Here is a 26994-nt window from a genome sequence, read left to right as displayed (position 1 = left end):
GCGACGCCGGTTACTCGGCCAGCTGGTAGTCCTCGGAGCCGAGGTACTCGATCGCCTGCTCGATCGGGCCGTCGAAGTGCTTCTTGCCCCGCTTGATCACGATGCCGCGACCGCAGAGCTCCCGCACCATCTCCATGTCGTGGCTCACCACCACCATGGTCTTGTTCTGCGCGATCATCTCCTGGAACTTGAGGCGGCACTTCTCGCGGAACGGCGCGTCGCCGACCGAGAGGATCTCGTCGACCAGCAGGATGTCCAACTCCACGTGGATCGCCACCGAGAAGGCGAGGCGCATGAACATGCCGGACGAGTAGTACTTCACCTCCTGGTCGAGGAACTCGCGGATCTCGGCGAAGTCGACGATCTGCTCGAAGATCGCGTCGATCTCATGCTGCTTCATGCCGAGGATCGCGGCGTTGAGGTACACGTTCTCGCGCCCGGTGAGGTCGGGGTGGAATCCGGCGCCCACCTCGATGAGTCCCGCGACCCGGCCGCGCGTCATCACCGTGCCCTCGTCGGGGGGCATGACGCCCGACATGATCTTGAGCATCGTCGACTTGCCCGAGCCGTTGTAGCCGAGCAGCGCGACCGACTCCCCCTCGGCCACATCGAAGCTCAGGTCGTTGAGGGCCGTGAAGTCGGAGCGCAGCTTCTTGCCCTTCGTCCACCCGATGAACGCCTCCTTCATCGAGTGCGTGTGCTTGAGCGAGAAGTGCTTGCTGACGTGGTCGACGACGATCGCCGGCTGATGCTGTTCCATATGCTGTCGTTCTCTCACAGATCCTGCGCGAAGCGCGGCTCGATCTTACGAAACACCCACTGGCCGATCAGCACGCCGGCCACCGTGATGGCGGTGGCGATCCACACGGTCGTCCAGAAGTTGTCGGGCAGGGAGTGGGCGCCCGCCGTCACCGGATCCCAGAAGGCGAGGTGGAAGAGCTCCACACCCGCCGTCAGCGGGTTGATCTGATAGATCAACATCAGCCACTCGGGCACCTGCGATGCGACCATCTGCCAGGAGTAGAGCACGGGCGAGGCCCAGACCGCGACCATCAGGATCAGCTCGACGAAGTTCTGCGCGTCGCGGAACGCCACGTTGAGAGAGCCGAAGAAGAGGCCGAGGCCCGTGGCGGCGAGGCCGACGATGAGGATGCCGAGGATCGCGGCGCCGAGGTACATCGGCAGCGGCAACCAGCCGAAGATGAGGGCGACCACGAGCAGCACGGCGGCCTGTGGCAGGAAGTGCACGAACGACACGATCACCGCCGCGACGGGGAACAGCTCGCGGGGCATGTAGATCTTGCGCACGAGGTGGGCGTTGTCGACGAGGGAGCGCGTGGCGTTGGAGAAGCCCTCGCTGAAGAAGTTGATCACGATGATGCCCGAGAAGAGATACATCGCGAAGTTCTCGATGCCGCGCGCCATCTGCAGGAACACGCCCATGACGAGGTAGAAGATGATGAACTGCGCCGCGGGGCGCACATAGGACCACACCCACCCGAGCACCGAGTTGCGGTACCGGGTCGACGTCTCCTTGCGCACCAGCAGGCGCAGCAGGTATCGCCAGCGGAACACCTCGAGCAGGCCGCGCCCCTGTCCGGGGGTGTTGAACCCGCTCTGGTTCGTTCCGGCCCCCTCTGCCGCGCTCAGTGCCACGTTTCCTCCTTCAGCGCGTTGCGTGCTCGTTCCGCCCCCTGACGTGAGTTCAGGTAACCGCCCGAGTTTACCAAATCGGCCATGAGAGGCGTCTGGTCGCCCGCGGCAGGGCCGCACCAGCGGTCTCGGACCGCACCCCTCTACAATGAGCAGCAGGACATCGGGAACGCGGGACCCCCGCTCGGCGCTCGGCACCGACTCCCGGCTGTACTCGGCGCCGTCATCGTTCGCGAGGCACGGCGCCGTTCCGATGACGGTCGTGAACCTGGAGATGCTCCGATGAGCCAAACGCTGATCAGCCCGCTCGCCTACGTCGGCGAGGGCGTCGAACTCGGTTCGAACGTGTCGATCGGCCCGGGCGCCGTCATCCTCGGCCCCGCGACGATCGAGGACGGGGCCTGGATCGGCCCGGGCGCCCAGATCGGCGCTCCCCCCGAGATGTCGAACCTGCGGCAGAACACCGCCTGGACCGGCGACCTCGAGCACGCCGGAGTGCGCATCGGCGGCGGAGCCGTGATCCGCGAGAACGCGGTGATCCACCAGGGCAGCTATCGCGAGACCACCGTGGGTGCGAGCAGTTGGATCCTGGCTCGGGCCTACATCGCCCACGACGTGCTGATCGGCGAGGGCACGACCGTCTCGGCCGGGGTCAGCATCGGAGGCCACTGCCTCATCGCCCCGCGCGTCAACATCGGCATGAACGCGTCGATCCACCAGCGCCGCATCATCGGCGCAGGCGCCATGGTGGGCATGGGCACGCCCATCGCGCGCGACGTGCCGCCCTACGCGAAGGCCTTCGGCTCCCCCGCGCGGCTGCGCGGCGTCAACACGATCGGCATGCAGCGCTTCGGCATCGACGAGGCCGAGGTCGCTCTGCTGCAGCAGCGATACGCGGACGGGGATCTCCTGCTCGACGAGGCACTCGAACTCGGCGAGGGATCCCCCCTCGCCGCCGACCTCGAGTGGTGGAGCACGCAGCACGACCTCAAGCCGCTGCAGATCGAACCCGAGGGCCGTTAGGACATGCTGTCGTGGCTGGGCGCGATTCCGCTGATGCTCGCCAGCGTGGTCGTGCTCTACCTGCCAGGTCTCGCCACCGGCTACTTTCTCGGCCTGCGGCGCCTCTGGTGCTGGGCGTTCGCACCCGTCTTCTCGATCGGCGCCTATGCTGTCCTCGCCATCGCCATGCCGTGGGCGGGACTTCCGTGGACGCTCGGCACCGCCGCGATCGGAGCAGCAGTCTTCAGCGCACTCATCGTGCTCATCGGCCGTCTGGTGCTGCGCGCCCGGTTCTCGGATCCCGAGGAGCGCACGACCCGGTGGGGGTGGGGGGGGGCGGGGTCGCTCGCCTTCGCCGGCGCGGGTCTGCTCTTCATCGGCTGCGTGGGCATCGGAGACCCGAACGCCGTCTCCCAGTCGTGGGACTCCGTCTTCCACCACGGCGCTCTGCGCTACGCCCTCGATACCGCGAACGTATCGCCGTTCCATCTGCCGTCGTACTCGAATCCCGCTGACACCGGCAGCTACTATCCCGGCGCCTGGCACGCGGCGGTCTCGCTCGTCGCCCTCATCGGCGGCTCCGACATCCCCCTGGCGATCAACTCCTTCAACATGGTCGTCGTCGCGCTCGTGTGGCCCGCGAGCATCATGCTGCTCACTCGACAGCTCGTGCGAACGACCCCGACGAGCTCGATCGCCGTCGGCGTTCTCGCGGCGGCCTTCCCGGCTTTCCCGCTCAATACCCTCGCCTACGGCATTCTCTACCCGTTCTTCCTGGGCATGGCGGTGCTGCCCGCGGCCGTCGCCGCCGCCCTGCAATTCGTCGGGTTGATCCGAGGCGAACGCATCGCCCCCCTGCGGCTGCTCGGTGCGCTCGCCCTGTTCGGAGCGGGCACCGTCGCGTTATCGCACCCCTCGGCGTTCACCAGCCTGCTGGTGCTCTGCGCCGTGATCGCCGTGGTCGCCTTCGTCGCGAACTGGCGCAGCGCGACCGTGGCGCAGCGGGCACGGCGCGGCGCCCTGCTGATCCTGTTCCTGCTCGTGGGCTACAACATCTTCATCAGGTTCCGCACGTCGTGGTGGTGGCCCGCCCAGACCTCGCTGCCCGAGGCGGTGCTCCAAGCGTTCACGTCGTCGATCCTCGGGGCCGGTCTGCCACTCGCGATGGCCGCGCTCGTGGTCATCGGCATCGTATTCGCGGTGATGCGCCGCGACCGATGGGGTCTCGCGGCAGCCCTCATGTGGATCGTGTCGGCCGCGCTGTACATCATCACCGCGGGAGCCTCCGACCAGTCGCTCAGGCTCATCGTAAACGCCTGGTTCGCCGACGTGCCCCGCCTGGGCGCACAGTTGGTGGTGACCGTGATCCCGCTCGCGGTCTTCGCGGTCGACAGCCTGAGCGGCGTGCTGACCAGATCGCGACTCGGCCGGGCGGGGTCGGGCATCATCACGGCCGTCTGCCTGGGTTCGGTGCTGCTCACCACCGGCTATCCCGCTTTCGTGCCCCTGCTGCGGCTCGTGCACGACGGCCAATCGGCCGCCTACATCGACGCGATGCCGCCCGACGAGCGACGCCTCCTCGGCGGTCGCGCCGAGGAGGGCCGTGTGCCCGTCAACAACGTGCTCTCCGACGACGAGCGCGCCCTCATCGCCCGCCTCCCGGAGCACGTCCCGGACGGTGCCGTCATCGCCGGCAGTCCCTGGACGGGAACCTCCTACGCGTACGCGCTCGCCGGCTACCCGGTGCTGCTCAGCTATCAGAAGTCGGTTCCCGACGAGGACGCCGAACTCATCCTCTACTCCTTCGCGTTCGAGCCCGACAGCCCTCAGGTCTGCGACGCGCTGCAGCGCACCGGCGTGCGGTTCGTGCTCGACTTCGGCACGCGCGAGGTCGAAAGCGGACGCCATGAGTACCCGGGGATCGAGAACCTCGACGGCAATCCGGCAGCGGAGCTCGTGGATCAGCAGGGCGAGGCGAAGCTCTTCCGGATCACTTCATGCGGGCTCGGCGGCTGACGGCCGGGCAGCCTCCCCGCCAACTCCGGCTAAGCTGTGGAGTCAATGAACACGATCGACCGCTCGCCGCTCTTCGATATCGCCGCAGCCGACGAAGCCGCTGCGGCCGAACTCACCGAGCTGCAGCGCGCGCAGCTCGTCGCCGCCGCGAACTATCACGCGCTGCGCAACCCGGGCGCCCGCCTCGAGCTGCGCGTCGGCATCGGTGAGATCGCGCAGATGCCCGCGCTCACCGACGGGTCGACCGTCGACGGCACCGCGATCGCGCACGGCGAGCCGCACCGGACGGTGCACGCTCGCAGCCTCGCGGTCGGCTCGATCCAGGCGTCACCGCCCGACCGGCCGGTGATTCGGTGGATCCGGCTGGGTCACCGCGACGCCACCCCCGCCACCACTGAGCCGCCGGCCCCTGCCTCGATCCCCCGACGCGTCTACCGGGAGCTCGAGCGCCGCGCACCGGTGGTGCTCGACACCGTGCGCGAGACCATCATGCGCCGCCGCGAGCGGGCGATCTCGGGCCCGCTGCCCCGCTATCCCGAGTGCCGATCCGCCGAGGAGAGCGCCCCCGTCATCGACGCCTGGCCCCACGCGCCGGCCGCGCCTCCCGCCGACGCCCCGGCCGCGGTGCTCTTCGGTCTGCACTGGTTGCAGACCGGCGGCGCCGAGCGCTGGGCCGTCGAGTCGATCCAGCTCGCCAAGGACGCCGGGCTGCTGCCCGTCGTGGTGACCGATCAGAACTCCGTGCACCCCTGGCTCACCCGTCCCGAGCTCGAGGGCTGCGTCGTCGTCGCGCTGAGCTTCCGCGAGCATCTCCACCGGCTCGACATCGCACTCGCGCACGCCCTGCTCGAGAACTTCCGCTTCGTCGGGGCATCGCTGCACCACTGCCAGTGGCTCTACCTCAGCCTGCCGTGGATCAAGCGCCACCGCCCCGAGCTGCCCGTCGCCGACTCGCTGCACATCGTCGAGTACCTGGGGGGCGGCTACCCCGGCATCGCGGCGCAGTATGACGCGTTCATCGACACCCACCACGCCATCTCGCCCGAGCTCGTGCGCTGGCTCACCGAGGTGCAGGGCATCGACGAGGGCAAGATCGCGCTCGCGCCCCTCACCACGCTCACGGTCGACGGCACGATCGGATTCGAGCCGCGGGACCCCCGAGCACCGTTCACGGTCTCGTTCGTCGGGCGGCTCTCGCGCCAGAAACGACCCGATGTGTTCCTGATGCTCGTGCACCGCCTGCGGAAGACGGGCGAGCCGTTCCACGCGATCATGCACGGAGATGGCGAGATGCGCGACATCGTCGATGGTCTCATCGACCGGTTCGGCCTGCGCGGGGTCATCGAACAGCGCTACGAGGACACCCCGGTCTCGGACACCCTCGGGCGCACCGATCTGCTCGTCGTGACCTCGATCAACGAGGGCCTCACCCTCACCACCTTCGAAGCCGTCGCCGCCGGAGTGCCGGTGCTCTCGGCCGATGTCGGATCCCAGCGCACGATCGTGCAGGGCGAGATGCTCGCGCCCCGCCCGGCTCGACCGTTCATCACCGCCGCCGCCCGCGCGGTGTCGAGACTCGCGGCGAGCGAGAAGCTGCGCGAGCTGCGATGGGCCGAGCAGCGCGACCGCGTGGCCGAGTTCAGCGACCTGCAGAGCGCACACCAATGGATGAAGGAGACCCTCGCACAATGGCACGCGTAGCCGCAGTCGTCGTCACGTTCAATCGGCTCGACAAGCTCAAGACGGTGATCGCCTCGATCGAGGCGCAGTCGCACGCGCCCTCGTCGCTCGTGATCGTCGACAATGCGTCGACCGATGGCACCGGGGACTACCTCGCATCGCTCGAGTCGAGTCTGGATCTCGAGATCGTGTCGCTGCCCACCAACTCGGGCGGCGCCGGCGGCTTCTCGGCAGGCATGCGGCGGGGCTACGAGCTCGGGGCCGATTTCGTCTGGATCATGGACGACGACGGCTACCCCGAGCCCGACGCCCTCGAGAAGCTCATCGCTGGCTTCGACGCGGCGGCGTCGGAGCTCGGCGAGCAGATGCCGTTCGCCTGCTCGGTCGTCAAGTACATCGACGGCACCATCTGCGAGATGAACAACCCCGTGCCCACGTGGGATTGGGGCCGGCTGCTCGCGATCGGTCAGAACTCGGTCATGGTGACGAGCTGCTCGTTCGTCTCGGTGCTCATCCCCCGCTGGGCGATCGAGCGCTACGGGCTGCCCTACAAGGAGTACTTCATCTGGTTCGACGACTCCGAGTACACCCTGCGACTCTCGAAGGAGTGCGCGGGGGTGCAGGTGCTCGACAGCGTCACCGTGCACGACATGGGCGTGAATCAGGGCGTCAACTTCGGCATGATCGACGACAAGAACGCCTGGAAGTTCGCCTACGGCATCCGCAATCAGGCGTCCTATCGACGGCACCACCAATCGCTGCCGCACTTCTTCATGTTCGCGGCGCAGGTGGTCGTCGGCATGCGCCGCGGCCGGGTGAAGCGCAGGCTGCAGAAGCAGATGATCAAGAAGCTCTGGGAGGGCTTCCGCTTCGACCCGCAGGTCGACCGGGTGGTGTAGACCGCTCGACTCTCGTCGACCGGCCGACGGGGCGGGGCGCCGCTCGAACACGTCGAGCAAGACCGCTCTCTGGACGCTGTTCAGTTCGCTCGGCCGCGTCCGATGCAATACTTGAATGATGCCTGCTCCACCCCTCGCGCCGTCGGCGCCGAGAACACCTGTCGCGGAGCGGGCACCCCGGTCGCGACCCGCGAGCGGCACCTCCGCGCCGCGGTATCGCAAGGACATCGACGGCCTGCGCGCCGTCGCGGTGCTGCTCGTGGTGGTCTACCACGTCTGGCTCGATCGCGTCTCGGGCGGCGTCGACGCCTTCCTCATGATCTCGGCGTTCTTCCTCACCGGATCGTTCATCCGCCGTCTCGAGGCAGGCCGGCCCCTCGCAGTCGTCGGGCAGTGGATCCGCACCTTCAAGCGCCTGCTGCCCGCCGCGTCCGTCGTCATCGCGGCGACCGTCGTCGCCGGCTCGTTCGTGCTGCCGGCCTCCGGCCACCAGGACCTCTGGCGCCACGCCTGGGCATCGCTGTTCTACTACGAGAACTGGGCGCTCGCGGCCGAGTCGGTCGACTACTACGCCGACACATCGCTCGCCAGCCCCCTGCAGCATTTCTGGTCGCTCTCCGTGCAGGGCCAGGTCTTCTTCCTCTGGCCCCTGCTGTTCGCCGCGATCGCGTTCATCCGGTGGGCACTGGGCCGCCGCAGTGTGCGTCTGGTCGCCCTGGTCTGCTTCCTGCTCCTCTTCGCAGCATCCCTCGCCTACTCCGTCATCACCACGCAGGCGCATCAGGAGAGCGCCTACTTCAACACCGGCGCTCGCCTGTGGGAGTTCGCCGCGGGGTCCGTCCTCGCCATCGTGCTGCCCTGGATCAGCCTGCCCCGCGTGCTCAGCGCGGTCATCGGCTGGGGAGGCCTCGTCGCCCTCCTCGCCTGCGGCATGGTGCTCGACGTACAGGGCGGATTCCCCGGCTATCTTGCCCTGTGGCCGGTGCTCGCGGTCGCCGCCATCATCCTCGCCGGCGCCTCCGACGAACGAGGTTTCGGCCCCTCGGTGCTGCTCGAGACGAAGCCCGTGCTCGCACTCGGACGCGACGCTTACGCGCTCTACCTCGTGCACTGGCCGATCCTCGTGCTCACCCTCATCGCCCGCCGCGGTGAGCCGCTCGGCTTCTTCGGCGGGCTCGTGCTGATCCTCGTCTCGATCGCGCTCGCCCGCCTGCTCACCTGGCTCGTCGACGCGCGCGTGAGACGCAGCGAGTGGGCGAACCGCAGCGACGTGCGCGGCTTCCTCGTGATCCTGCTCTCCGTCGCGCTGGTCGCGGTGCCGCTCACAGCGCTGCAGCACTCCGCCGCCCAGCAGGCCCGCGACCTCGCCGACGTGTCGCAGGCCGAGCTGCTGCGCAGCAACCCGGGCGCCGCGGTGCTGCTGCCCGACTGGAACGGTGAATGGGATGACAGCGCGCCCCGCATCCCGCTGCCGACCGAGCTCGACGCGCAGTGGGGTGGCCTGCCGCAGAACTGCAACTCGCCGGACCTGCCCTTCCTCTCCCACAATATGCGCGACCGGTGCTCGGAGAACGGCTTCGAAGACCCGTCGATGACCATCGCGGTGGTCGGCAATTCCCACCCCGAGCAGTGGCTCGTGCCCCTCAGCGAGATCGCCGAGGAGCAGGGGTGGCGTCTTGTCTCGCCCCTCATGGGAGGTTGCGAGTTCACCCTTCGCAGCGCCGACCTCTACGCCGATCCCGCCTTCGGCGAGGAGTGCCTGCAGTGGAACGTGGAACTCATGGAGTTCCTCACCGAGTTCTCACCCGACCTCGTCATCTCGGTCGGCACCACCGCGTGGCCGACCGACCCGGATGCCGAGCTCGACGCGGGCGAGCAGGAGCGGTTCGTCGAAGGGCAGGACCAGACCCTCGAGATCCTCCGGCAGCAGGGCATCGCGACGGTGCTGCTGCGCGACAACCCCCGGTTCACCTTCGACAACTACGTCTGCGTCGAGCAGGCTCGCGAAGCGGACGAGTGCGACGTGCAGCGCTCGCAGGCGCTCGCCGCGGTGAACCCGCTCGAGGCCGTCGTGGGAGCGGGAGTGGCGGCGGTCGACATCACCGACCTCATCTGCCCCGACGATGTCTGCAAGGCCGTCATCGGCAACGTCAACGTCTACCTCGACGACAACCACCTCACGATCGCCTACACCGCGACCATGCGTGCCGCGCTCGAGGAGCGGCTGCTCGCGGCGATCGCCCAGGCGCTGAGCTGGGAGTCCGCGGGCGCGGATCCGGCCGCGGAGGACGCGCAGCCCGGCGAGGAGGAGGCGCCGGCCGACGAATCGGAGGAACCGCTGCCCGACCCCGAGTTCTCAGTGGTCTGAGCTCCGCGCGTCCGGCCCGAGGCCCGGCCCGGCGATCAGCCCGCGGTGCGATCCCCCGGCAGACCCCGGCCGATTAGCCCGCGGAAGAGCACGCGCTTCACCGAGGCCGGCATGAGGCGGTAGACGCCCTTCATGACCACGTTGCGCAGGTACTGTCCGCGCGTCACGAAGCCCATGCGCAACAGCTCCCGCTGCAGTCGCCACTCCGTGCGCGCCTCGACCCAGCCGCCGCGACGCGCGAAGGCCCCCGAGCCCACGCGATACGCGAGCAGCGGGTCGGCGATGTTCTCGACGCGGGCGCCGTCGTCGATCAGCCGGATCCCCAGCCAGTAGTCCTCCATCTTGCCGAAGGGCTGGTAGCGGCCCACACGGTCGAGGGCCTCGAGGCGGTACATCATGGTGGGGTGGTTGAAGGGGTTGTGGGTGCGGGCGTGCTCGCGGATGCGCTCGGAGCCGACCGGCGGCACGCGCGTGGAGGCGGGCCGGTCGGGATCGTGCTCGAACTCGACCATCCCCGTGCCGACGAGGTCGAACCCCTGCTGCAGCAGCGCCCACTGGCGCTCGAAGCGCCCGGGCAGCGAGACGTCGTCGGCGTCCATGCGCGCCACGACGGGCTGGGCGCACGCGGCGAGACCGGCGTTGAGCGCCTCGGTGAGGCCGCGGTTCTCGGGCAGCAGCACGACGTTCACCGGGATGGGGCTATCAGCGCCGATCCGCTCGATCTCCCGCGCGAGCGCGTCGGGCACGGGGCCGTCCTGCACGATCACCGCTTCCGCGGGTCGCAGGCTCTGCCCCTGCACGGAGCTCTCGAACGCGAGGCGCAGAAAACCGGGGTCGTCCCCCGCGTACACGGGCAGCAGCAGCGAGAAGGCGGCCTGCGACGATCGCTGGTGCACGGGTCACCTACCGGGCCGACTTCGAGAGGCGCTCGACCTCGATCATCACGTCGACCGGCACGCCCGTGTCGCGCAGCACCTCGCGCGTCGTGCGCGGCGAACGCAGCCAGCCGTCGCGCCAGCCGCGACGCAGGCAGTCGCGCAGCTGCGCACGATCGGAGGAGGCCCGGAGGGTGCGCACCCAGCGACGCGCGGTCGCGGCGACGTACAGCAGCTTCTCCCAGCCGTAGAGCGCCTTCGAGAGGCGGAACACCCACAGCTTGTTGCGCACCTCGTAGTAGAAGCGGGGGCCCGGATCGGCGTCGCTCGAGCCGCGCTTGGCCGTCTTGTGGGTGACCACGGATCCCGGTACGAAGAGCCCGCGCGCGCCGCGCAGCAGTCTGGCCGAGTACTCGAAGTCGTCGTTCCAGAGGAAGTAGTCGGCGATGGGCAGCCCTTGCTCCCGCACTCGCGCGGCGCGCAGGAACGCCGAGACGAACGAGATCGAGCGGATCTCCATGCAGCCGACCTCTGCCGCGCGGGAGCGCTCGTCGTTCGAGGCTCGGATCTTGGGCTTCGGCGTGTTCATGGGGTGGTCTTCGCCGTCGGTCCAGACGACCCGAGACCCCATGACGGCGAGGTCGTCCTGTCCGGTGGCGCAGTAGCGCTCGTGCGCGTCGAGCGCTCCGGCGAGCGCGTCGGGCCCCGGCACGGTGTCGTCGTCCATCACCCAGACCCAGTCGATGCAGTCCTCGGCGACGGCCGCCGCGATTCCCGCCGCGAACCCGCCCGCGCCCCCCGTGTTCTCGGTGAGCGGGATCAGCCTGGCCCGCGTGCCCCACTGCTCGAGCAGTTCGGCGGCCACGTCGGCCGAGCCGTCATCCGAGGCGTTGTCGACCACGACGAGGCGGTCGACGGGTCGACTCTGCGCCGCGAGCGCTTCGAGGGATTCCCGCAACAGCTCGCGTCGGTTGTAGGCGACCAGCACGGCCGTCACGTGCATGCGCACACTCCTTCAGGGGATTCGAACCCGCCCAGTCTACTGCGCGGAGTCCCACAGCTCGCGGTAGAAGCCGGCCGCGCGCGACTGCACGACGGCGCTGTACTCGCTCGCCTGCAGATCGAGCATCGACCCCCGGGGCACGTCGTCGGCGTCGGCGAGGGCTGAGACGCCGATCCCGGCCCGGTGTCCGTCGAGATCGATGCCGGCCAGCTCGATGAGGGTCGGGTACATGCTGAACTGATCGATCTGGTCGCGCGCGAACCTCACCCCGTCCGGGCTCCAGACCCGATTGAAGATCGTGCGATCCTCGCGGTCTTTCAGCGCGTCCCAGAAGCTCGCCCCGGGTGCCAGCAGTTTCTGATGATCTCCCATCAGTACGACGCTCGTGTCCTCGAGCACCCCCCGTCTCGTCGAGGTAGTCGACGAAACCGGCGACCTGTTCCATCGAACAGAACGTGATCGAGGTCATGGCCTCTTCGGTATCCCAGCTGCAGTAGTCGTAGACGCGGGGCCCCTCGTGGGTGTCGAGCGTGAGCAACGTGAGGTTGAATGGCTGGTTCCCCTCGTGGAGGCGGGTCACCTCCTCGCGGGCGCGCTCGAACAAGCGGCGATCGGAGAGCCCCCAGTCGTCGCGGATCTCGGTCTCGCCCGCTGCGCGCCACTCCTGCAGATCGTGGACCTCGTCGTACCCGTGGCTGCGGAAGAAGGCGCCCTTCCCGGCGAAGTCGGCGTCGGCTCCGCCCATGAAGACGTTGCGGTAGCCCTCGCGGGCGAGCACGTCGCCCAGGCACGTGGCGTTCGGCAGATAGCTCGTGACCTCGTTGCCCTCGGACCCCAGCTCGTTGAGATCGACGTTCTCGCCGAGCGCGCCGCCCGAGCGCAGCGGGATGCCGCACTGGGTGCTCACGATGCCCGCCATGGTCCAGCCACCCCCTCGTACTGGTCGAGGCTCGGGATCGAGTCCCAGCCGGAGGCGGCCTGCTGCACGGGCTCGAGCATGTTCTTGTCGAAGGTCTCGTCGTCGGCCATGGAGTTCTCGACCGACTCGAGGTAGATGACGATGAGGTTGCGGGGGTCGGTGGATCCGCCTCCGTCGGCGCGCATGCCGGGCCCGCCCGCGGCGCTCGCGCTCAGACCGTGGCGCGGCACGACGTAGTAGCCGGCGAGCGTCGCCTCCCCCGACGCCTCGCGGGCATAGGACTGCACGTAGGCCCCGAGGCCGACGGTCGAGCCGAACGCGACCGCACCGCCCACCGGCACCGCGACCACCAGCACCGCGGCGATCCCGCGCAGCACCCAGCCGCGCCGACCCCGCAGCACCCCGCTGCGACGCAGGTCGCGCCGCGACTTCTCCGCGAGCAACGCGAGCACGAGCACCGCACCCGAGGGAATGAGCAGCTGATCGACGGAGATGGGGCCGAAGGTGCCCGTCACCCAGAGCGCCGCGCCGACGAGCACCGCGCCGAGCAGCAGGAGCAGCCAGAACCCCACGATGGCCGCGCCCCACAGGAGACGCGGGCGGCGCTTCACCGCCCGGGCCTCACCGGTTCGAGCCTCGGCCGTCGACAGAACAGCATCACGGTCTTCTCTCGTCACAGTGTCACGAGTCTACGTCCCGTTTACGAGAGTTCACCCGGAGTTCACTTCGCGCGGGGCGCCGCCCGGTAGGGATCGACCTCGGGCGCTGCCGGGAGCGCGTGGAATGATGGTGAGCAGAGGCGGTGCGCCGCACCGCCCGTGCGGGTTGGAGCTGCGATGCGATTACTGGATTCCCCACTGCCGATCGTGGCCGCACCCATGGCCGGCGGGCCGACGACCGTCGCGCTGGCCGAGGCGGTCGGGTCGGCGGGAGCGTACCCGTTCCTCGCCGGAGGCTACAAGACTCCCGAAGCGCTCGCGACCGAGATCGAGCAGCTGCGACCCCGGGTGGGCGGCTTCGGCGTGAACCTGTTCGTCCCGTCGCGTCTCATCCCCGATCGGGCCTCGTTCGCCGCCTACGCGGATGAGCTGCGCGGCGAGGCCGAGGTCCACGGCGTGCAACTGGATCCCGAACCCGTGCTCGACGACGATCACTGGGATCAGAAGCTGAGACTGCTGATCGAACGCCCCGTGCCGACGGTCTCGCTGACCTTCGGCCTGCCCGACGCGACCGACATCGCCGCACTGCGGAGGGTCGGCACGCGGGTGCTCGCGAGCGTGACGTCTGCGGGCGAGGCCGAACTCGCGCGCGCCGCCGGCGTCGACGGGCTGGTCGTGCAGGGCACCGACGCCGGGGGGGGGCACAGCGCCGTCTTCGACCCCTCCGGGAGCCCTTCGCAGGTCGGCACCGCAGAACTCGTGCGCCTCGTGGTGCATGAGAGCGGGTTACCCGTGGTCGCCGCCGGAGGCGTCGACGGCCCGGACGCCGTGCGCCGCCTGCTCGCCGCCGGCGCCGAGGGCGTCGCGGTCGGCACCCTGCTGCTGCGCACCGACGAGGCCGGCACATCGCAGGCCCACCGCGCGGCCCTCGCCGATCCGGCCTTCGCCGAAACCGTCGTCACTCGGGCGTTCACGGGCCGTCCCGCCCGCGCGCTGCGCAACGGATTCATCGACCGCCACGGGAGCGCCGCACCGGACGCGTACCCCGCCGTGCACCATCTCACCCGCGAGCTGAGAGCGGCGGCGGGCCGCGCCGGCGACACCGACCGCCTGCACCTGTGGGCGGGAACGGGCTACCGCCGCGCGGCGGAGGGACCCGCCGCGGCGGTCGTGCGGCGGCTCGCCGCGGGCGTCTGAACCCGGCCGCACCGGCCGGGCTCAGACCAGCACCCGCTACTCCGCTGGCTCCTCCTGCGGCGAGGCCGCGGCCACGCCCTCGGCGACGAGCTGGTGGATGATGCCGTACTCGGGCAGCTCGGGATCGACGGCCGGCGGCACGAGCTCCACGTTCACCGGCGTGTGCTCGCGGGCCTTCGCCGCCAGGTCGACGAAGCGGCCCAGCATCGACTCGGGGATGTCGGTCTCGACGAGCTGCGTGCCCGCCGCTGCCACCTCCTGGAAGCGCAGCAGCACGTTCGCCGGGTTCATCTGCGCGAGGATCGCGGCCTGCAGTTCACGCTGTCGCGCCATGCGGTCGTAGTCGCCGTTCGCCGAGCCATAGCGCGAACGGGCGTACCACTGCGCGTGGTAGCCGTCGAGCCGCTGCTCGCCCGGCTCGATCCACGCGTCGACGTTCACGAGCTCGCCCGAGTACTCGTCGATCCGCCCGCCGATGGGCAACGGCTCCTGCACGTTCATCGTCACGCCGCCGAGGGCGTCGATCATGGCCGAGAAGCCGTCCATGTTGACGAGCACGTAGAACTGCACCTGCAAACCGGTGATCCCCGTGACCGCGTCCTTCGTGGCCTCGATGCCGGGCGACGAGCCCTGCGACACCGCGCTCGCGTACATGCCGTCGTACGACGGCGATCCCGAATCCTCGAGCTCGGTGATGAGCGAGTTCAGATTGCCCGTGGTGAAGCAGTAGTAGCCGCCGCCGTCGACGACCTCGTAATTGTTCACCTCGTCGCAATAGCCGTACGGGTAGATCTCGGCGAGCGGCGACGTCTCGGGGAACGGGGCGCCTTTGAGCTCGCGCGGCAGGCCAATGATCACCGACTGCCCCGTCTTCGCGTCGACGCTCACGAGCGAGATGCTGTCGGGGCGCAGACCCTCTCTGTCGGCGCCCGCGTCGGCGCCGAGCAGCAGGATGTTGTAGCGGCCGTCGACCGGTTCGACCGCCGGCGCGCCCTGGAAGAGGTCGCCCAGCAGGCTCCGCCCGGCGCCCACCGCCGTGCCGGCCCACGCCGCACCGGCGACCGGCACGATCGTGAGCAGCACCGAGAGCGCCGCCACCGGCACCCGCCAGTTGCCGGGCACGCGCACGAGCCGGGTCAGCCGAAGCGTGTCGAAGCCGAGCACCAGCCACAGCACCGCGTACGCGAACAGCAGCACCTGCACCACGAGCAGCACGACGCCGTTCGTGAAGAACGACAGCGTCGGCACCCGCGCCAGCATCAGGCCGAGCAGCGCCGCGACGCCTCCCGCGATGAGCAGGAACGTGGCGACGAGGCCGAGCCGCCCCAGCCTGCGATTGCCCGCGAGCACCTGCGCGCTGCCCGGCAGCAGGAACCCGAGCACCACGAGCCACCGCGCCCGCTTGCTCATCAGCGGACCCTCGGCGAGGCCGGGGTGGCGCAGCGGCCGTTCGAGATCGAGGGTCATGCGCCGTAGCCGCCCGGATTCGCAGACTGCCACGCCCACGCGTCCCGGCAGGCCTCTGCGAGGCTGCGAGTCGTGCTCCACCCGAGGCGCTCGTTCGCGCGACGGGGATCGGCCACCACCTCGGCGACGTCGCCCGGTCGCGGCGGCGCCACCTCGTACGGCACCGGCCGGCCCGAGGCCTGCTCGAACGCGCGCACCACCTCGAGCACGCTCGACCCGACGCCGGAGCCGAGGTTGTAGGTCTCGACGCCCGCGCCGATGCGCTCGAGCGCCGCCACGTGCCCCTCGGCGAGGTCCATCACGTGGATGTAGTCGCGCACGCCCGTGCCGTCGGGGGTCGGGTAGCCGTCGCCGAACACGCTGAGGCGCTTGCGCTTGCCGACGGCGACCTGGGCGATGAACGGCATGAGATTGTTCGGGATGCCCGACGGATCCTCGCCGATGCGCCCCGAGGGGTGCGCGCCGACCGGGTTGAAGTAGCGCAGCAGCACCGCACCCAGCTCGGGCCAGGCCCGGTGGGTGTCCCGGATGATCTGCTCGTTCATGAATTTCGACCACCCGTAGGGGTTGGTGAGGCCCACGCCCGCGCGGTGCGACTCGTCGATGGGGGCCACGTCGGGATCGCCGTACACGGTGGCCGACGAGCTGAACACCAGCTTCTCGACCCCCCGCTCGCGCATCAGGTCGAGCAGCACGAGCGTCGAGTCGATGTTCACCCGGTAGTAGCGGGTGGGCTGGGCCACCGACTCGCCGACGGCTTTGAGCCCGGCGAAGTGGATGACGGCGTCGAAGTCGACGCCGTCGAGCGCAGCGGCGGCCGCCGCGCGATCGGCGAGATCCGCCTGGATGACGGGGATCTCGCGCCCGGCGAGCTGCTCCACACGACGCACGGCCTCGGGGCTGCTGTTCGAGAAATCGTCGAGCACGACGACCTCGTGCCCCCGCTCCACCAGCACCAGGGCGGTGTGCGACCCGATATATCCGGCGCCGCCGGTCAGCAATACTCGCATGCCCACTAGGGTACTGGGCCGGAACGGCGGGAAGCCGCCAGGAACCCGGGAAGGTCACATTTCGATTACGGCGACGCCTGAAGCGCAACTCATCGACGCTCTCCCGGCTTCTCCCGGGGAGCACTCAAATACAATGTGTCGCAGGCGCGCGCCGAACGGCGGCGGTCAGGCTACACCGAGGGGAGAACGCATGGCCATGCTCACCCTCATCGCCGAGCCGTTCCCCGACTGGGAGGCAGCCGCTCAGGCCGCCGCCGCCCGCGATCTCGCGAACGCGGTCGCCGCAACGGCCCCCCGCAGCTGCAGTGCGCGCTACCTCATCGCCCGGGGCACCGAGAAGCCCGAGTTCAGCTCGCCGGTGATCCGCGTCGAGCAGCTCCCCATGCGCGCGAGCATGCTCCCCTACGTCTGGCAGAGCGGCACCACCGCGCGGCCGCTCGACGGCGAGTTCGTGCACTCGCTCACCCCGATGCTGCCGCTGCGCTCGCGCGGCGAGGACGACGGCTCGCAGACCTCGGTCACCATCCCCCACAGCCTCGCGTGGGAGGCCCCGGCGCTGCTCGGCGGGGCGCAGGCGCGCCTCTTCCCCGCGTTCGCCCGCCGCGCCGTCAAGCTGGCCGACGTGCTGCTCACCCCCACCCACGCCACCGCCCGAGTGCTCCAGCGGCAGTACGGCGAGCATCTGCGCGTGCAGGTGCTCCCCCTCGCGCCGCCCTCCGAGTACGTCGCTGGCGACGACGCTGCCGAGCGCCGCGCTGCGCTCGAACTGCCCGAGCGCTACGCCCTCACCACCGCGATGCCCGGCGAGTTCGGCCGCCTCGAGTGGCTGTTCGACGCGCTGCGCACCGATCCTTCGCTGCCCCACCTCGTCGTGCTCGATGGCCTCGACCCGCGACCGCCGTCGAAGGAGCATCGCGACGAGAACGGCGCCGGAGAGCCGGCCGTGCCCGACGAGCTGCGCGACCGCGTCGTGGTGGTGCGCCCCCGCGAGCTCGCCGACGTGGGCGCCGTCCTGGCCGGCGCCTCGCTGCTGCTGCAGCCCCAGACCTACTCGGGCACGGGTTACACCGTGCTCGGCGCGCTCGGCGCCGGAGTGCCGGTGCTGCACGCCGATCAGGAGGCCACCGCCGAGCTGGTGCTCGACGCCGGCGTCGCAGCCGACGCCTCCGGGCCGTTCGCCGCAGAGTACAGCCGTCTCTTCCGCGACACCGACGCGCTCGCGCAGCTCTCGGTGCTCGCCTGCGACCGCGGGCGCGGCTTCAGCTGGCGCAGCGCCGCGTGGCAGCTGTGGGAGACCCACGCCAACCTCTGAAGACTCGCTCAGCGCGCGTCCACGGCCGCGATGCCGCCGCGAGAGCGCGCGTAGAGCCACGCGATCAGCGCCGACAGCAGCGTCGCAGAGGCGACGAAGCCCGCGGTGGCCCACCAGCCGCCCGCGCCGAACGCGACGCCGCCGAGCCAGCCGAGCACACTCGATCCGGCGTAGTACCCGAGGTTGTAGAGCGGCGGCGCGAGACTGCGCCCCGCCCCCGCCCGCCGGTCGATGAGACCGCTCGCGACGGTGTGCGCCGCGAAGAAGGCGCCGGTGAAGAGCACGAGTCCGAGGATCACGGCGGGCAGCCAGGCGGCCACCGTCAGCGCGAGCCCCGCCACCATGATGGCTGCGCAGCCGAGCAGGGTGCCCGTCGGCGGGATCCGGCGGGTCGCCCGCCACACCCAGCGCGACGAGGCCGCGCCGGCGAGATAGGCGAGGAAGATCCACGAGGCCTGCGCCAGCGAGAGCCCGAACGGCTCGTGCTGCAGCCGGAAGGCGAGGTAGTTGTAGGAGGCCACGAAGCCGCCCATCAGCAGGAACGCCTGGGCCACGAGCACCATGACGCCGGGCGTGCGCAGATTCGCGAGGGTGGCGGGCAGGATCCGAAGGCCTCCCCTCGGCGGCACCGCCGTGGGCGGGATGCGCACCAGGAACACGAGCGTCGACGCGGCGGCGAGCAGTGCGACGGCGCCCATCCCCCACCGCCAGTCGCTCGGCTCGGCCGCCGTGGCTGCGAGGATGCGACCGACGAGGCCGCCGATCGTCGTGCCCGCGATGTAGGTGCCGACCGCGGTGCCGAGCGCTCGCGGGTGCACCGTCTCGGCGATGGCGGTGACCGCGATCGCCGCGAGCCCGGCGAGCAGCAGCCCCTCGACGAAGCGGGCCGCGACGAACCACGCGAAATGCGGGATGAAGGGGGTCACAAGGCCCACCACCATCGCCGCGGACATCGCGATGCGCATGGCGCGCACGCGGCCGATCCGGTCGGAGAGCCTCGCCCAGGGCAGCACACCGAGTGCGACTCCGATAGTGGCGGCGCCCACCGCCCACGACGACTCCCCGGCGGTGACGCCGAAGTCCTGCGCGAGATCCGGCAGTATGCCCTGCGGGGAATACATCTGCGCGAACGTCGCGACGCCCGCGCAGAACAGCGCGATCAGCGCCCGCCGGTAGCGGGGCGTGCCGACCTCCGCTCGCGGGTCGGAGGGACTCGCGGGGCCGTCGCCGTCGCGGGGATCGCGGTCGCCGGAAGACGCTCCGGCGTCCGACCCCTGCGCCACGATCTCCGCACCCGCGCCGACTACTCGGAGGCGATGCGCGCCTGCAGCGCCGCGTTCTTCGTCTCGACCATGTCGGTCAGCTCTTGCGCGTAGTCGGCGAGCTGCTGCGCGATCGCAGGATCGGTCGCGCCGAGGATGCGGGCCGCGAGCAGCCCGGCGTTCTTCGCCCCGCCGATGCTCACCGTGGCCACGGGAATGCCGCCGGGCATCTGCACGATCGACAGCAGCGAGTCGAGACCGTCGAGTTTCGCGAGCGGCACCGGAACTCCGACGACCGGCAGCGTCGTCATCGACGCCACCATGCCGGGCAGGTGCGCCGCACCGCCGGCGCCGGCGATGATGACCCGCAGGCCGCGGGCAGCCGCCTCGCGCGCGTAATTCACCATCTTGTCGGGGGTGCGGTGAGCGCTCACCACCTCGACCTCGTTCGGGACGCCGAAGTCTCGCAGCACCTGCACCGCGTCGCCCATGACCGAGTAGTCGCTGTCGCTGCCCATGATCACGCCGACGAGGGGCGCTGCCGAGGTATCGCTCATGGGTTCCATCGTATCGCCGCGGCGCGCCGGGTTCTGCTGCCGGCTCCGCCGGATCCTGCTCGCTCCGCCGGGCCCGTCCCATCCTGCCCGCTCAGCCGGATCCGCCCTATCCTGTCCGCTCCGCCGGATCAGCCGGCTCCCGGCCTGCAAGCGGCCCGCCCGCCGGATCCAGCAGGCTCTGCCAGGTCGCCCGAGAGCCCGCCCGTCGCGCGGTGGACCCAGCGTCGAACGAATCAGCTTCCAGCGCGGCTGCGCGATCCTCCGGCGATCCACCGCTCGACGGGCTCGCCGTGAGCGAAGGCGCCTCGGGAGGGAACGGCGTGACGCGGGGCGGGCGGAACCGGCTCAGGCGAACGCGGCCGCAGCGGCTCGCGCCTCGGCGAGCGCGGCGTCGAGGGACTCCCCGGTCACCGTGACGTGGCCCACCTTGCGGCCCGGCCGGGGCTGCTTGTCGTAGCTGTGGATCTTCGCGCGCGGATGCGCCGCGAACGCCTCGGCGTAGCGCACGGGCATCGGCCCATCCGCCGGGCCGCCGAGCACGTTGACCATCACCGCGGCGGGCGCTGTCATCGAGGTATCGCCGAGCGGCAGGTCGGCCACCGCGCGCAGATGCTGCTCGAACTGGCTGGTGACGGATCCCTCGATCGAGAAGTGGCCCGAGTTGTGGGGGCGCATCGCCAGCTCGTTGACGAGCACACGGCCGTCGCGGGTCTCGAACATCTCGACGGCGAGCACACCGGTCACGCCGACGCCCTCGGCGACCGCACTGCCGATGCGCGCGGCCTCGTCGAGCGTCTCGTGGCGCTGCACCGGGGCGGGGGCGAGCACCTCGGTGCAGACGCCGTCGCGCTGGATCGTCTCGACGACCGGCCAGGTGCGGGTCTCGCCGCCCGGCCTGCGCGCCACCAGCTGCGACAGCTCGCGAGTGAAATCGACGAGCTCCTCGACGAGCAGCCGGCCGCCCCGCCCGTCTTCGGCGAGCGCCGTGAACCAGTCGCGCACCTCGACCGCGTTGCTCACGACCCGCACGCCCTTACCGTCGTAGCCGCCGCGGGCGGTCTTCACGACGGCGCGACCGCCGTGCGCGTCGATGAATGCCTGCAGCTCGCCCTCGTCCTCGACCGCGGCCCACGCGGGAACGGGCACACCCAGCTCGCCGAGCTTCTCGCGCATCAGGATCTTGTCCTGCGCGTACTGCAGCGCGTCGGGACGGGGGTGCAGGGCGACGCCGCGCCGCTCGAGTTCGCGCAGGATCTCGCCGGGCACGTGCTCGTGATCGAACGTGACCACGTCGACGGTGTCGGAGAACGCGTAAACGGTCTCGGGATCCCGGTAATCGCCCACCGCGTCGGCGGCGCGGGCCGCGCTCGATCCCTCGGCCTCGGCGAGCACGCTGATGCGCAGCCCGAGGTGGATCGCCGGGGGCACCATCATGCGGGCGAGCTGGCCGCCTCCGATGACGCCGATCGTGATGCTGCCGCTCTCGAGAGTCATACGTCTTATTCTGCCTTATCGCGCACTCGCGCCTCGCCTCCCCCGATCGCCTCCCTCTGCACCGATGCCCTCGCTCTTCCTTTCTTCCTCCCTCCCTCTCTTCCTTCGTTCCTTCCTTCGTTCCTTCCTTCGTTCCTTCCTTCGTTCCTTCCTCCCTTCCTTCCTTCCTCGCTCCCTCGTCCTTCCCTTCCCTTCCCTTCCCTTCCTCTCCTCTTCTCCCCCTCGTCCTCTCCCTCTCCCGCACGCCTCGTCCTACACCCTTGTCGCCCCACAACCGCACCGATCGACGTTCCAGCACCCCGATTCCGGGATCTTCGGTGCGCGAACGTCGATCGGTGCGGTTGGGCAGAGAAGAGGAGCGGAAGGAGACGGAAGTTTTCCCTCCTCCTTTCCCTTCCGATCCCCCTCTATCGGCCCGATTCCGGCACCGATCGACGTTCAAACACCCCGATTCCGGGATCTTCGGCGCTTGAACGTCGATCGGTGCGGTTGTGTGGAAAAGGGGAGCGAAAGGAGTTGGAGGTGGAGGGTGACCGCGCCGGCGTCCTCCATTCCGACCACACCCGAGTCCCCACCCGACCCGGATCTCCTCTATCCGATCCTCCTGCACCGCGACCCCTTGCTCATCGTCCCTCGCCCCCAAGATCGCCCCTCTCCCTCCTCGATCATTTCCCTCTCCTCTGTCCCGGCCTCTCTCCTTCCTTCCTTCCTTCCATCCATCCCCTTGCTCCCCCCTTCCCTCCTTCCCCTTCCTTCCCCCTTCTCTCGCACGCCTCGCCTCACCCCGCCCGCCACCGATCGGGGACTGTCTGAATAATGGTGTGTGAGGGTCCGGCCTGATCCGAAAGGAGATGGCCGTGGCTGACACGACCACTGTCGTTGTTGACGACGAGATGATTGATCCCGTGACCGGGGAGATCATCGATCAGAAAGAACTCGCAGAACGCTTGCTCGCGCAGGCGAAGGAGCAGGGCGTGAGCCTGACGGGGCCGGGCGGCCTGCTCAGCCAGCTCACGAAGAACGTCCTCGAGACCGCGCTGAATGCCGAGTTGACCGAGCACCTCGGCCACGAGCACGGCGGGACCCCAATCGGCGAGAACATGCGTAACGGGACGCGGGTCAAGACGGTGCTGACAGAGATCGGCCCCGTCGAGATCGAAGTCCCGCGAGATCGAGACGGGTCGTTCGAGCCGGTGATCGTCCCCAAGCGGAAACGCCGACTGGACGGCATCGATCAGATCGTTCTGTCCCTTTCCGCTCGGGGGTTGACGACCGGTGAGATCGCTGCGCATTTCGACGAGGTCTATGGGGCGAAGGTCTCCAAGGACACGATCAGCCGGATCACCGAGAAGGTCGCCGGGGAACTCGCCGAATGGTCGAGCAGGCCGTTGGATGCGCTCTACCCGGTGATCTTCGTCGACGCGATCGTGGTGAAGGTCCGTGACGGGCAGGTGAGGAACACCCCGTTCTATGTCGTGATGGGCGTCACCGTGAACGGGGAACGCGACATCCTCGGCATCTGGGCCGGTGACGGTCAGGAGGGTGCGAGGTTCTGGCTGCAGGTGTTCACCGAGCTGAAGAACCGGGGTGTCGAGGACGTGCTCATCGCGGTCTGCGACGGGCTGAAGGGTCTCCCGGAGGCGATCAACACCACTTGGGAGCAAACGGTCGTCCAGCAGTGCATCGTCCATCTGATCCGCAACAGCTTCCGCTACGCCGGGCGGCAACACCGCGACGCGATCGTCCGTTCCCTCAAACCCGTCTACACGGCCCCGTCGGAGCAGGCGGCGAAGGATCGGTTCGAGGAGTTCGCCGCCGAGTGGGGCGGACGGTATCCGGCGATCGTGCAGCTCTGGAAGAACAGCTGGGCGGAGTTCGTGCCGTTCCTCGAGTATGACGTCGAGATCCGGCGGGTGATCTGCACGACCAACGCGATCGAGTCAATCAACGCTCGCTATCGGCGCGCCGTGAGAGCTCGGGGGCACTTTCCCAACGAGGCCGCCGCGCTGAAATGTCTCTACCTCGTGACGCGGTCGCTTGACCCGACTGGCGGCGGAAGGGCACGCTGGGTGATGAGGTGGAAGCCCGCGCTGAACGCGTTCGCGATCACCTTCGCCGGACGGTTCGAGAAAACCACTCACGAATGAAAACCGCCGGATCCCACACACCGTTTATCGGACAGACCCACCGATCGACGCTCAAGCACCCCGATTCCGAGATATTCGGTGCTTGAACGTCGATCGGTGCGGTTGGGTGGGCGGGAGTCAGGTCGGGGCGGGAGTCAGGTCGGGGCGGGAGTCAGGTCGGGGCATGACTCGGCAAAGCAGGGCGAGGGCTCGGCGCCGCAGGAGCGAGGCCCTGCGGGCAACCCGCCGAACCCCGGAAATGGAAATGGTTGATAAAGATCAACCATTGGCATATAGTTGATCTTCGTCAACGAAGGTGCCGCGCCGGCAGAAGCCCGGCGACCCGCTCGCGATCCGCCTCGGGCGAGCAACGACGGGAGCACCGCCCGCACGTCGCACATCGATAAGGACCCGGATGTCACAGCCCTCGCAGCACACCCCCGAAACGGGGCTGCTCACCGGCCGAGCCAAGAACCTCGCGCTCGCCGGACTCTTCCTCGCCAACTTCGTCTCCATGCTCGCCATGAACGTGGTCGGCACCTCGATGCCGATCATCATCGCCGACATCGGAGGCACGCAGGCCGCGTTCACCTGGGTGGTCACCGCCACCATGCTCGCGGCCGCGATCTCGACCCCGATCTGGGGCAAGCTCGCCGACCTCACCAGCAAGAAGGTGCTGCTGCAGGTGGCGATCATCGTCTTCATCGTGGGATCGGCGTTCGCCGGCATGGCGCAGGATCCCACCTGGCTCATCGCATTCCGCGTCGTGCAGGGCCTCGGCGTCGGCGGCCTCGGCGCGCTCGCCCAGATCGTGCTCGCCGAGATCATCAGCCCGCTCGAGCGCGGCAAGTACATGGGCATCCTCGGCGCGATCATGGCCGTGGCCACGGTCGGCGGCCCGCTGCTCGGCGGCCTACTCACCGACACGGTCGGCTGGCGCTGGAACTTCTACGTCGCGGCTCCCATCGCGATCGTCGCGATCATCATGCTGCAGCGCACCCTCCACCTGCCCACCCGCAAGCAGAAGGTCAAGATCGACTACTGGGGCACGGCGCTCATCTCGCTCGGCTTCTCGAGCCTGCTCATCTGGGTGACGCTCGCCGGCTCCAACTTCGAGTGGTGGTCGTGGCAGACCGTCGCGATGGTCGGCGGCGGTATCGTCGCCCTCGTGGTCGCCGTGCTCGTCGAGCTCAAGGTCGAAGAGCCCCTCATCCCGATGACGCTCTTCAAGAACCGCACCTTCACGCTCGCCTCGATCGCTTCGATCGCGGTGGGGCTCGCCATGATGGGCACCGCCGTCTTCCTCGGCCAGTACATGCAGCTCGCGCGCGGCCGCTCCGTCATCGAGTCCAGCCTGCTGACGCTGCCGATGATGGCCGGCGTGCTGATCTCGTCGACCGTCGTGGGCCAGATCATCACGCGCACCGGCAAGTGGAAGCGCTACATGGTCGTCGGAGCGCTCGCACTGCTCGCCGGCCTGCTCATGATGGGTCAGCTGCGGTACGACACGAACTACTGGTACGTGGGCGTCTCGATGGCCGTGCTCGGCGCCGGCGTCGGCATGACCATGCAGAATCTCGTGCTCATCGTGCAGAACACGGTCGCTCCGACCGAGATGGGCGCCGCGAGCGCCTCGGTGACCTTCTTCCGCACGATCAGCGGCACCGCCGGCATCTCGGTGATGGGCGCGATCCTCGCCCACGAGATCGCCGACTATTTCAAGGAGGGCTTCACCGAGCTGGCGGCGCTCATGCAGACGAACCCCGACCCCGAGGTGATCGCCGATCTGCAGCGGTTCCAGGAGAGCAACGCCATTCCGAAGATCGCCGAGCTGACGGCTCCGGTGCGCGAGATCGTCGAGTCGTCGTACGGCCACGCCATCGGCAACATCTTCCTCGCCGCCTCCCCGGTCGCGATCGTCGCGCTCATCGCGATCGCCTTCCTGCCCAACATCCCGCTGAGCACGAAGAGCAACGCCGAGCGCATCGCCGAGCTGAGCCAGCGCGAGGCCGCAGCCGCGTCCGATGCGGCGGGCACCGCCGCGCACGAGTTCCTCGGCGACGCGGTCAAGGCCGCCACGGGGTCGATCCCCGTGGTGGCAGGCTCCTCGTCGCGCGAGCGGGGCGATGGCGACACCTCTGCGGCGCGCTAGGCTCGACGCCATGGAGGATCAGAGCGACCGCTCCCCGCTGAACGACCCGGCGGGGGCGGTCGCCTCCCATCGCGACGACCGCATCGCCCAGATCATCTCGGAGTTCTCGGAGGTCTTCGCCTTCGCCCGCAGCCACTGGGCGAGTTACGCGCAGGAGGTCGACAGCGATCTGAAGGGCGTCGGCATGATCGTGCTGCAGCTCGTGCTGCGCAAGGGGCCCATCACCGCGACCGCGCTCAGCCAGATGCTCGACATGGACAAGGCCGTGGTGAGCCGCCAGATCGCGAAGCTGCGCGAGCTCGGGCTCGTCGAGGCCGAGCCCGCCGCCGAGGACCGTCGTGTGATGCTGCTGACGGCGACTCCGCGGGCGACCGAGCTGCTCGAGCGCATCCGAGCCCGCTGGGCGCACGCCTACCACGAGCGCTTCGTCGGGTGGAGCGCGGAGGAACTCGAGGATCTGCGCGAGGGGCTGCACCGCTTCAACGCCTCGGCGCACGACATCCGCGTCGACGGGCCGGCGGGTCGCTGCACCCGCGACCACTCCGCCGAGCAGTAGACCGGCACGGCCGCCACGCTCGCGGGCGCCCAGCGCCCAGCGCCCAGCGCCACGCGACGGGCGCCGACGCCCGGTGCCGCCCGCGCGAGCACGCGCGAGCGGGCCGGGGCGCCGGATCGTCTGCCCGGCTCCTCGGCCCGCTCGCCGCCGCGGGTTCCCCGCGCGGCCGCTCAGGCCCGTCGGCGCAGTCGCCTGACGGCCATCGCCGATCCTCCGGCGATGAGCAGCGCGACCGCGATCGCGACGCCGACCGGGCCATTCGAACCGGTGCGCGAGAGGGCGTCGGCCGATCCGGATCGGCCCGCATCGCCCGCCCCGCCGCCGGTCTGGCCGCCGGTGTCGCCGGAGCCCGCCCCGCCTGGGCCCGTGCCATCGGATCCCCCCGGGTCCGCCGCCCGTGCCGCCTTCGGCCGCCCTGACCACGATGGGCATGGACAGCTCGGTGCCGTCGGCGCGCACCACCACGAGGCTGTGCCGGCCGGCCGGCGTCCCCGCCGGGATGCGCACCGTGGCCGCGAGCCCGCCCTGCGCGTCGGCCGCCGTCGTGGCGAGCACGACCGGGGCGGAGTGCAGCTCGATGCGCAGCGGCTCCGAGGGCAGGAAGCCGGCTCCCGTCACGGTCACCTCGCCGCCCTGCACGACGGTCCCGGCGCCGAGCGAGACCTCGGGCGGCGCGGCGGGCGCTTCGGCCGGCAGGGCCACGTCGATGTGCTTGATCTCGCGCTCGACCGCGTTGCCGTCGAAGTAGTAGGCGGTCACTCGCAGCCGGTCCTCGTAGAGGGCGGCC

The 26994-nt window shown here is 69.8% G+C and carries 21 protein-coding genes and 1 pseudogene; 10 read left to right on the top strand and 12 right to left on the bottom strand.

Annotated elements, in window-relative coordinates; translation table 11 throughout:
• Positions 1-10: 10 nt before the first annotated feature.
• Positions 11-760, bottom strand: a complete 750-nt coding sequence (locus Leucomu_RS01675) for an ABC transporter ATP-binding protein (protein ID WP_017884404.1) — start codon at positions 758-760, stop codon at positions 11-13.
• A 14-nt stretch (positions 761-774) separates the two neighbouring features.
• On the bottom strand, positions 775-1656 hold the full coding sequence (locus Leucomu_RS01670) for an ABC transporter permease (RefSeq protein ID WP_128386138.1): 882 nt from the start codon (positions 1654-1656) through the stop codon (positions 775-777).
• Positions 1657-1935: 279 nt separating this feature from the next.
• Between Leucomu_RS01670 and Leucomu_RS15805 the strand changes: the two genes are divergently transcribed.
• From Leucomu_RS15805 to Leucomu_RS01645, 5 genes are all read left to right on the top strand, one after another.
• Positions 1936-2676: an acyl-ACP--UDP-N-acetylglucosamine O-acyltransferase family protein gene (locus Leucomu_RS15805; RefSeq protein WP_017884402.1), complete on the top strand. Its 741-nt coding sequence runs from the start codon at positions 1936-1938 to the stop codon at positions 2674-2676.
• Positions 2677-2679: 3 nt separating this feature from the next.
• A complete protein-coding gene (locus Leucomu_RS01660) occupies positions 2680-4671 on the top strand; it encodes a DUF6541 family protein (RefSeq protein WP_128386137.1) in 1992 nt (663 codons plus the stop codon).
• A 45-nt stretch (positions 4672-4716) separates the two neighbouring features.
• Positions 4717-6372 carry a glycosyltransferase gene (locus Leucomu_RS01655; RefSeq protein ID WP_128386136.1) on the top strand — a complete coding sequence of 552 codons (1656 nt, stop codon included), beginning with the start codon at positions 4717-4719 and terminating at the stop codon, positions 6370-6372.
• Positions 6360-7250 (top strand): glycosyltransferase family 2 protein, encoded by an 891-nt coding sequence (locus Leucomu_RS01650; protein ID WP_128386135.1) that lies wholly within the window; start codon positions 6360-6362, stop codon positions 7248-7250. Before Leucomu_RS01655 ends, Leucomu_RS01650 begins: the two co-directional genes overlap by 13 nt.
• A gap of 118 nt (positions 7251-7368) precedes the next feature.
• On the top strand, positions 7369-9618 hold the full coding sequence (locus tag Leucomu_RS01645) for an acyltransferase family protein (RefSeq protein WP_164884488.1): 2250 nt from the start codon (positions 7369-7371) through the stop codon (positions 9616-9618).
• Between the two features lie 35 nt (positions 9619-9653).
• On the opposite strand, the gene Leucomu_RS01640 is transcribed toward Leucomu_RS01645, so the two are convergent.
• The 5 genes and pseudogenes from Leucomu_RS01640 to Leucomu_RS01625 all read right to left on the bottom strand — a co-directional run bounded on the left by Leucomu_RS01640 (position 9654) and on the right by Leucomu_RS01625 (position 13092).
• Positions 9654-10514, bottom strand: coding sequence for a glycosyltransferase (locus tag Leucomu_RS01640; protein WP_128386133.1), 861 nt, complete (start codon positions 10512-10514; stop codon positions 9654-9656).
• Between the two features lie 7 nt (positions 10515-10521).
• Positions 10522-11496, bottom strand: a complete 975-nt coding sequence (locus tag Leucomu_RS01635) for a glycosyltransferase (protein WP_128386132.1) — start codon at positions 11494-11496, stop codon at positions 10522-10524.
• A 36-nt stretch (positions 11497-11532) separates the two neighbouring features.
• Positions 11533-11868 (bottom strand): hypothetical protein, encoded by a 336-nt coding sequence (locus Leucomu_RS15240; RefSeq protein WP_194294590.1) that lies wholly within the window; start codon positions 11866-11868, stop codon positions 11533-11535.
• Between the two features lie 175 nt (positions 11869-12043).
• Positions 12044-12241, bottom strand: a pseudogene (locus tag Leucomu_RS15885) (LTA synthase family protein); the annotation flags it as partial.
• A gap of 158 nt (positions 12242-12399) precedes the next feature.
• Positions 12400-13092 (bottom strand): hypothetical protein, encoded by a 693-nt coding sequence (locus tag Leucomu_RS01625; RefSeq protein WP_128386130.1) that lies wholly within the window; start codon positions 13090-13092, stop codon positions 12400-12402.
• A gap of 189 nt (positions 13093-13281) precedes the next feature.
• Between Leucomu_RS01625 and Leucomu_RS01620 the strand changes: the two genes are divergently transcribed.
• Positions 13282-14271, top strand: coding sequence for a nitronate monooxygenase (locus Leucomu_RS01620; protein ID WP_323368298.1), 990 nt, complete (start codon positions 13282-13284; stop codon positions 14269-14271).
• A gap of 36 nt (positions 14272-14307) precedes the next feature.
• On the opposite strand, the gene Leucomu_RS01615 is transcribed toward Leucomu_RS01620, so the two are convergent.
• The gene (locus tag Leucomu_RS01615; protein WP_128386128.1) at positions 14308-15738 is read right to left on the bottom strand and encodes an LCP family protein; all 1431 of its coding nucleotides are present in this window, start codon (positions 15736-15738) and stop codon (positions 14308-14310) included.
• On the bottom strand, positions 15735-16748 hold the full coding sequence (gene galE / locus Leucomu_RS01610) for a UDP-glucose 4-epimerase GalE (RefSeq protein WP_128386127.1): 1014 nt from the start codon (positions 16746-16748) through the stop codon (positions 15735-15737). Before galE ends, Leucomu_RS01615 begins: the two co-directional genes overlap by 4 nt.
• A 190-nt stretch (positions 16749-16938) precedes the next feature.
• Here galE and Leucomu_RS01605 point away from each other — a divergent pair, with 190 nt between their 5' ends.
• Entirely contained in the window at positions 16939-18060 is a 1122-nt protein-coding gene (locus Leucomu_RS01605; RefSeq protein ID WP_128386126.1) for a glycosyltransferase family protein, read from the top strand.
• A gap of 8 nt (positions 18061-18068) precedes the next feature.
• On the opposite strand, the gene Leucomu_RS01600 is transcribed toward Leucomu_RS01605, so the two are convergent.
• The 3 genes from Leucomu_RS01600 to Leucomu_RS01590 form a co-directional block, all read right to left on the bottom strand.
• Positions 18069-19343: an MFS transporter gene (locus Leucomu_RS01600; protein WP_228407190.1), complete on the bottom strand. Its 1275-nt coding sequence runs from the start codon at positions 19341-19343 to the stop codon at positions 18069-18071.
• Between the two features lie 20 nt (positions 19344-19363).
• Positions 19364-19879 carry a 5-(carboxyamino)imidazole ribonucleotide mutase gene (gene purE, locus Leucomu_RS01595; protein WP_017884390.1) on the bottom strand — a complete coding sequence of 172 codons (516 nt, stop codon included), beginning with the start codon at positions 19877-19879 and terminating at the stop codon, positions 19364-19366.
• Between the two features lie 345 nt (positions 19880-20224).
• Positions 20225-21373, bottom strand: coding sequence for a 5-(carboxyamino)imidazole ribonucleotide synthase (locus Leucomu_RS01590; RefSeq protein WP_128386125.1), 1149 nt, complete (start codon positions 21371-21373; stop codon positions 20225-20227).
• Between the two features lie 893 nt (positions 21374-22266).
• Here Leucomu_RS01590 and Leucomu_RS01585 point away from each other — a divergent pair.
• The 3 genes from Leucomu_RS01585 (at position 22267) to Leucomu_RS15800 (ending at position 26207) form a co-directional block, all read left to right on the top strand.
• Positions 22267-23520, top strand: a complete 1254-nt coding sequence (locus Leucomu_RS01585; RefSeq protein WP_228407350.1) for an IS256 family transposase — start codon at positions 22267-22269, stop codon at positions 23518-23520.
• A 394-nt stretch (positions 23521-23914) separates the two neighbouring features.
• Positions 23915-25651 carry a DHA2 family efflux MFS transporter permease subunit gene (locus Leucomu_RS01580; protein WP_128386124.1) on the top strand — a complete coding sequence of 579 codons (1737 nt, stop codon included), beginning with the start codon at positions 23915-23917 and terminating at the stop codon, positions 25649-25651.
• The gene (locus Leucomu_RS15800) at positions 25626-26207 is read left to right on the top strand and encodes a MarR family winged helix-turn-helix transcriptional regulator (protein WP_323368317.1); all 582 of its coding nucleotides are present in this window, start codon (positions 25626-25628) and stop codon (positions 26205-26207) included. The genes Leucomu_RS01580 and Leucomu_RS15800 overlap by 26 nt, the downstream gene beginning before the upstream one ends.
• Positions 26208-26994: the final 787 nt, after the last annotated feature.

The organism is Leucobacter muris (genome assembly GCF_004028235.1).
Lineage (GTDB): Bacteria > Actinomycetota > Actinomycetes > Actinomycetales > Microbacteriaceae > Leucobacter > Leucobacter muris.
Note: the sequence above shows the minus strand (reverse complement) of the source record. Positions and strands in the feature narration are given on the sequence as shown.

Bases quoted from the DNA above. Each gene is read 5' to 3' on its own strand.
- Leucomu_RS01675 (WP_017884404.1), bottom strand. From the start codon at position 760: ATGGAACAGCATCAGCCGGCGATCGTCGTCGACCACGTCAGCAAGCAC.
- Leucomu_RS15805 (WP_017884402.1), top strand. From the start codon at position 1,936: ATGAGCCAAACGCTGATCAGCCCGCTCGCCTACGTCGGCGAGGGCGTC.
- Leucomu_RS01660 (WP_128386137.1), top strand. From the start codon at position 2,680: ATGCTGTCGTGGCTGGGCGCGATTCCGCTGATGCTCGCCAGCGTGGTC.
- Leucomu_RS01655 (WP_128386136.1), top strand. From the start codon at position 4,717: ATGAACACGATCGACCGCTCGCCGCTCTTCGATATCGCCGCAGCCGAC.
- Leucomu_RS01650 (WP_128386135.1), top strand. From the start codon at position 6,360: ATGGCACGCGTAGCCGCAGTCGTCGTCACGTTCAATCGGCTCGACAAG.
- Leucomu_RS01645 (WP_164884488.1), top strand. From the start codon at position 7,369: ATGCCTGCTCCACCCCTCGCGCCGTCGGCGCCGAGAACACCTGTCGCG.
- Leucomu_RS01635 (WP_128386132.1), bottom strand. From the start codon at position 11,496: ATGCACGTGACGGCCGTGCTGGTCGCCTACAACCGACGCGAGCTGTTG.
- Leucomu_RS15240 (WP_194294590.1), bottom strand. From the start codon at position 11,868: ATGGGAGATCATCAGAAACTGCTGGCACCCGGGGCGAGCTTCTGGGAC.
- Leucomu_RS01615 (WP_128386128.1), bottom strand. From the start codon at position 15,738: ATGACCCTCGATCTCGAACGGCCGCTGCGCCACCCCGGCCTCGCCGAG.
- galE (WP_128386127.1), bottom strand. From the start codon at position 16,748: ATGCGAGTATTGCTGACCGGCGGCGCCGGATATATCGGGTCGCACACC.
- Leucomu_RS01605 (WP_128386126.1), top strand. From the start codon at position 16,939: ATGGCCATGCTCACCCTCATCGCCGAGCCGTTCCCCGACTGGGAGGCA.
- purE (WP_017884390.1), bottom strand. From the start codon at position 19,879: ATGAGCGATACCTCGGCAGCGCCCCTCGTCGGCGTGATCATGGGCAGC.
- Leucomu_RS01590 (WP_128386125.1), bottom strand. From the start codon at position 21,373: ATGACTCTCGAGAGCGGCAGCATCACGATCGGCGTCATCGGAGGCGGC.
- Leucomu_RS01585 (WP_228407350.1), top strand. From the start codon at position 22,267: ATGATTGATCCCGTGACCGGGGAGATCATCGATCAGAAAGAACTCGCA.
- Leucomu_RS01580 (WP_128386124.1), top strand. From the start codon at position 23,915: ATGTCACAGCCCTCGCAGCACACCCCCGAAACGGGGCTGCTCACCGGC.
- Leucomu_RS15800 (WP_323368317.1), top strand. From the start codon at position 25,626: ATGGCGACACCTCTGCGGCGCGCTAGGCTCGACGCCATGGAGGATCAG.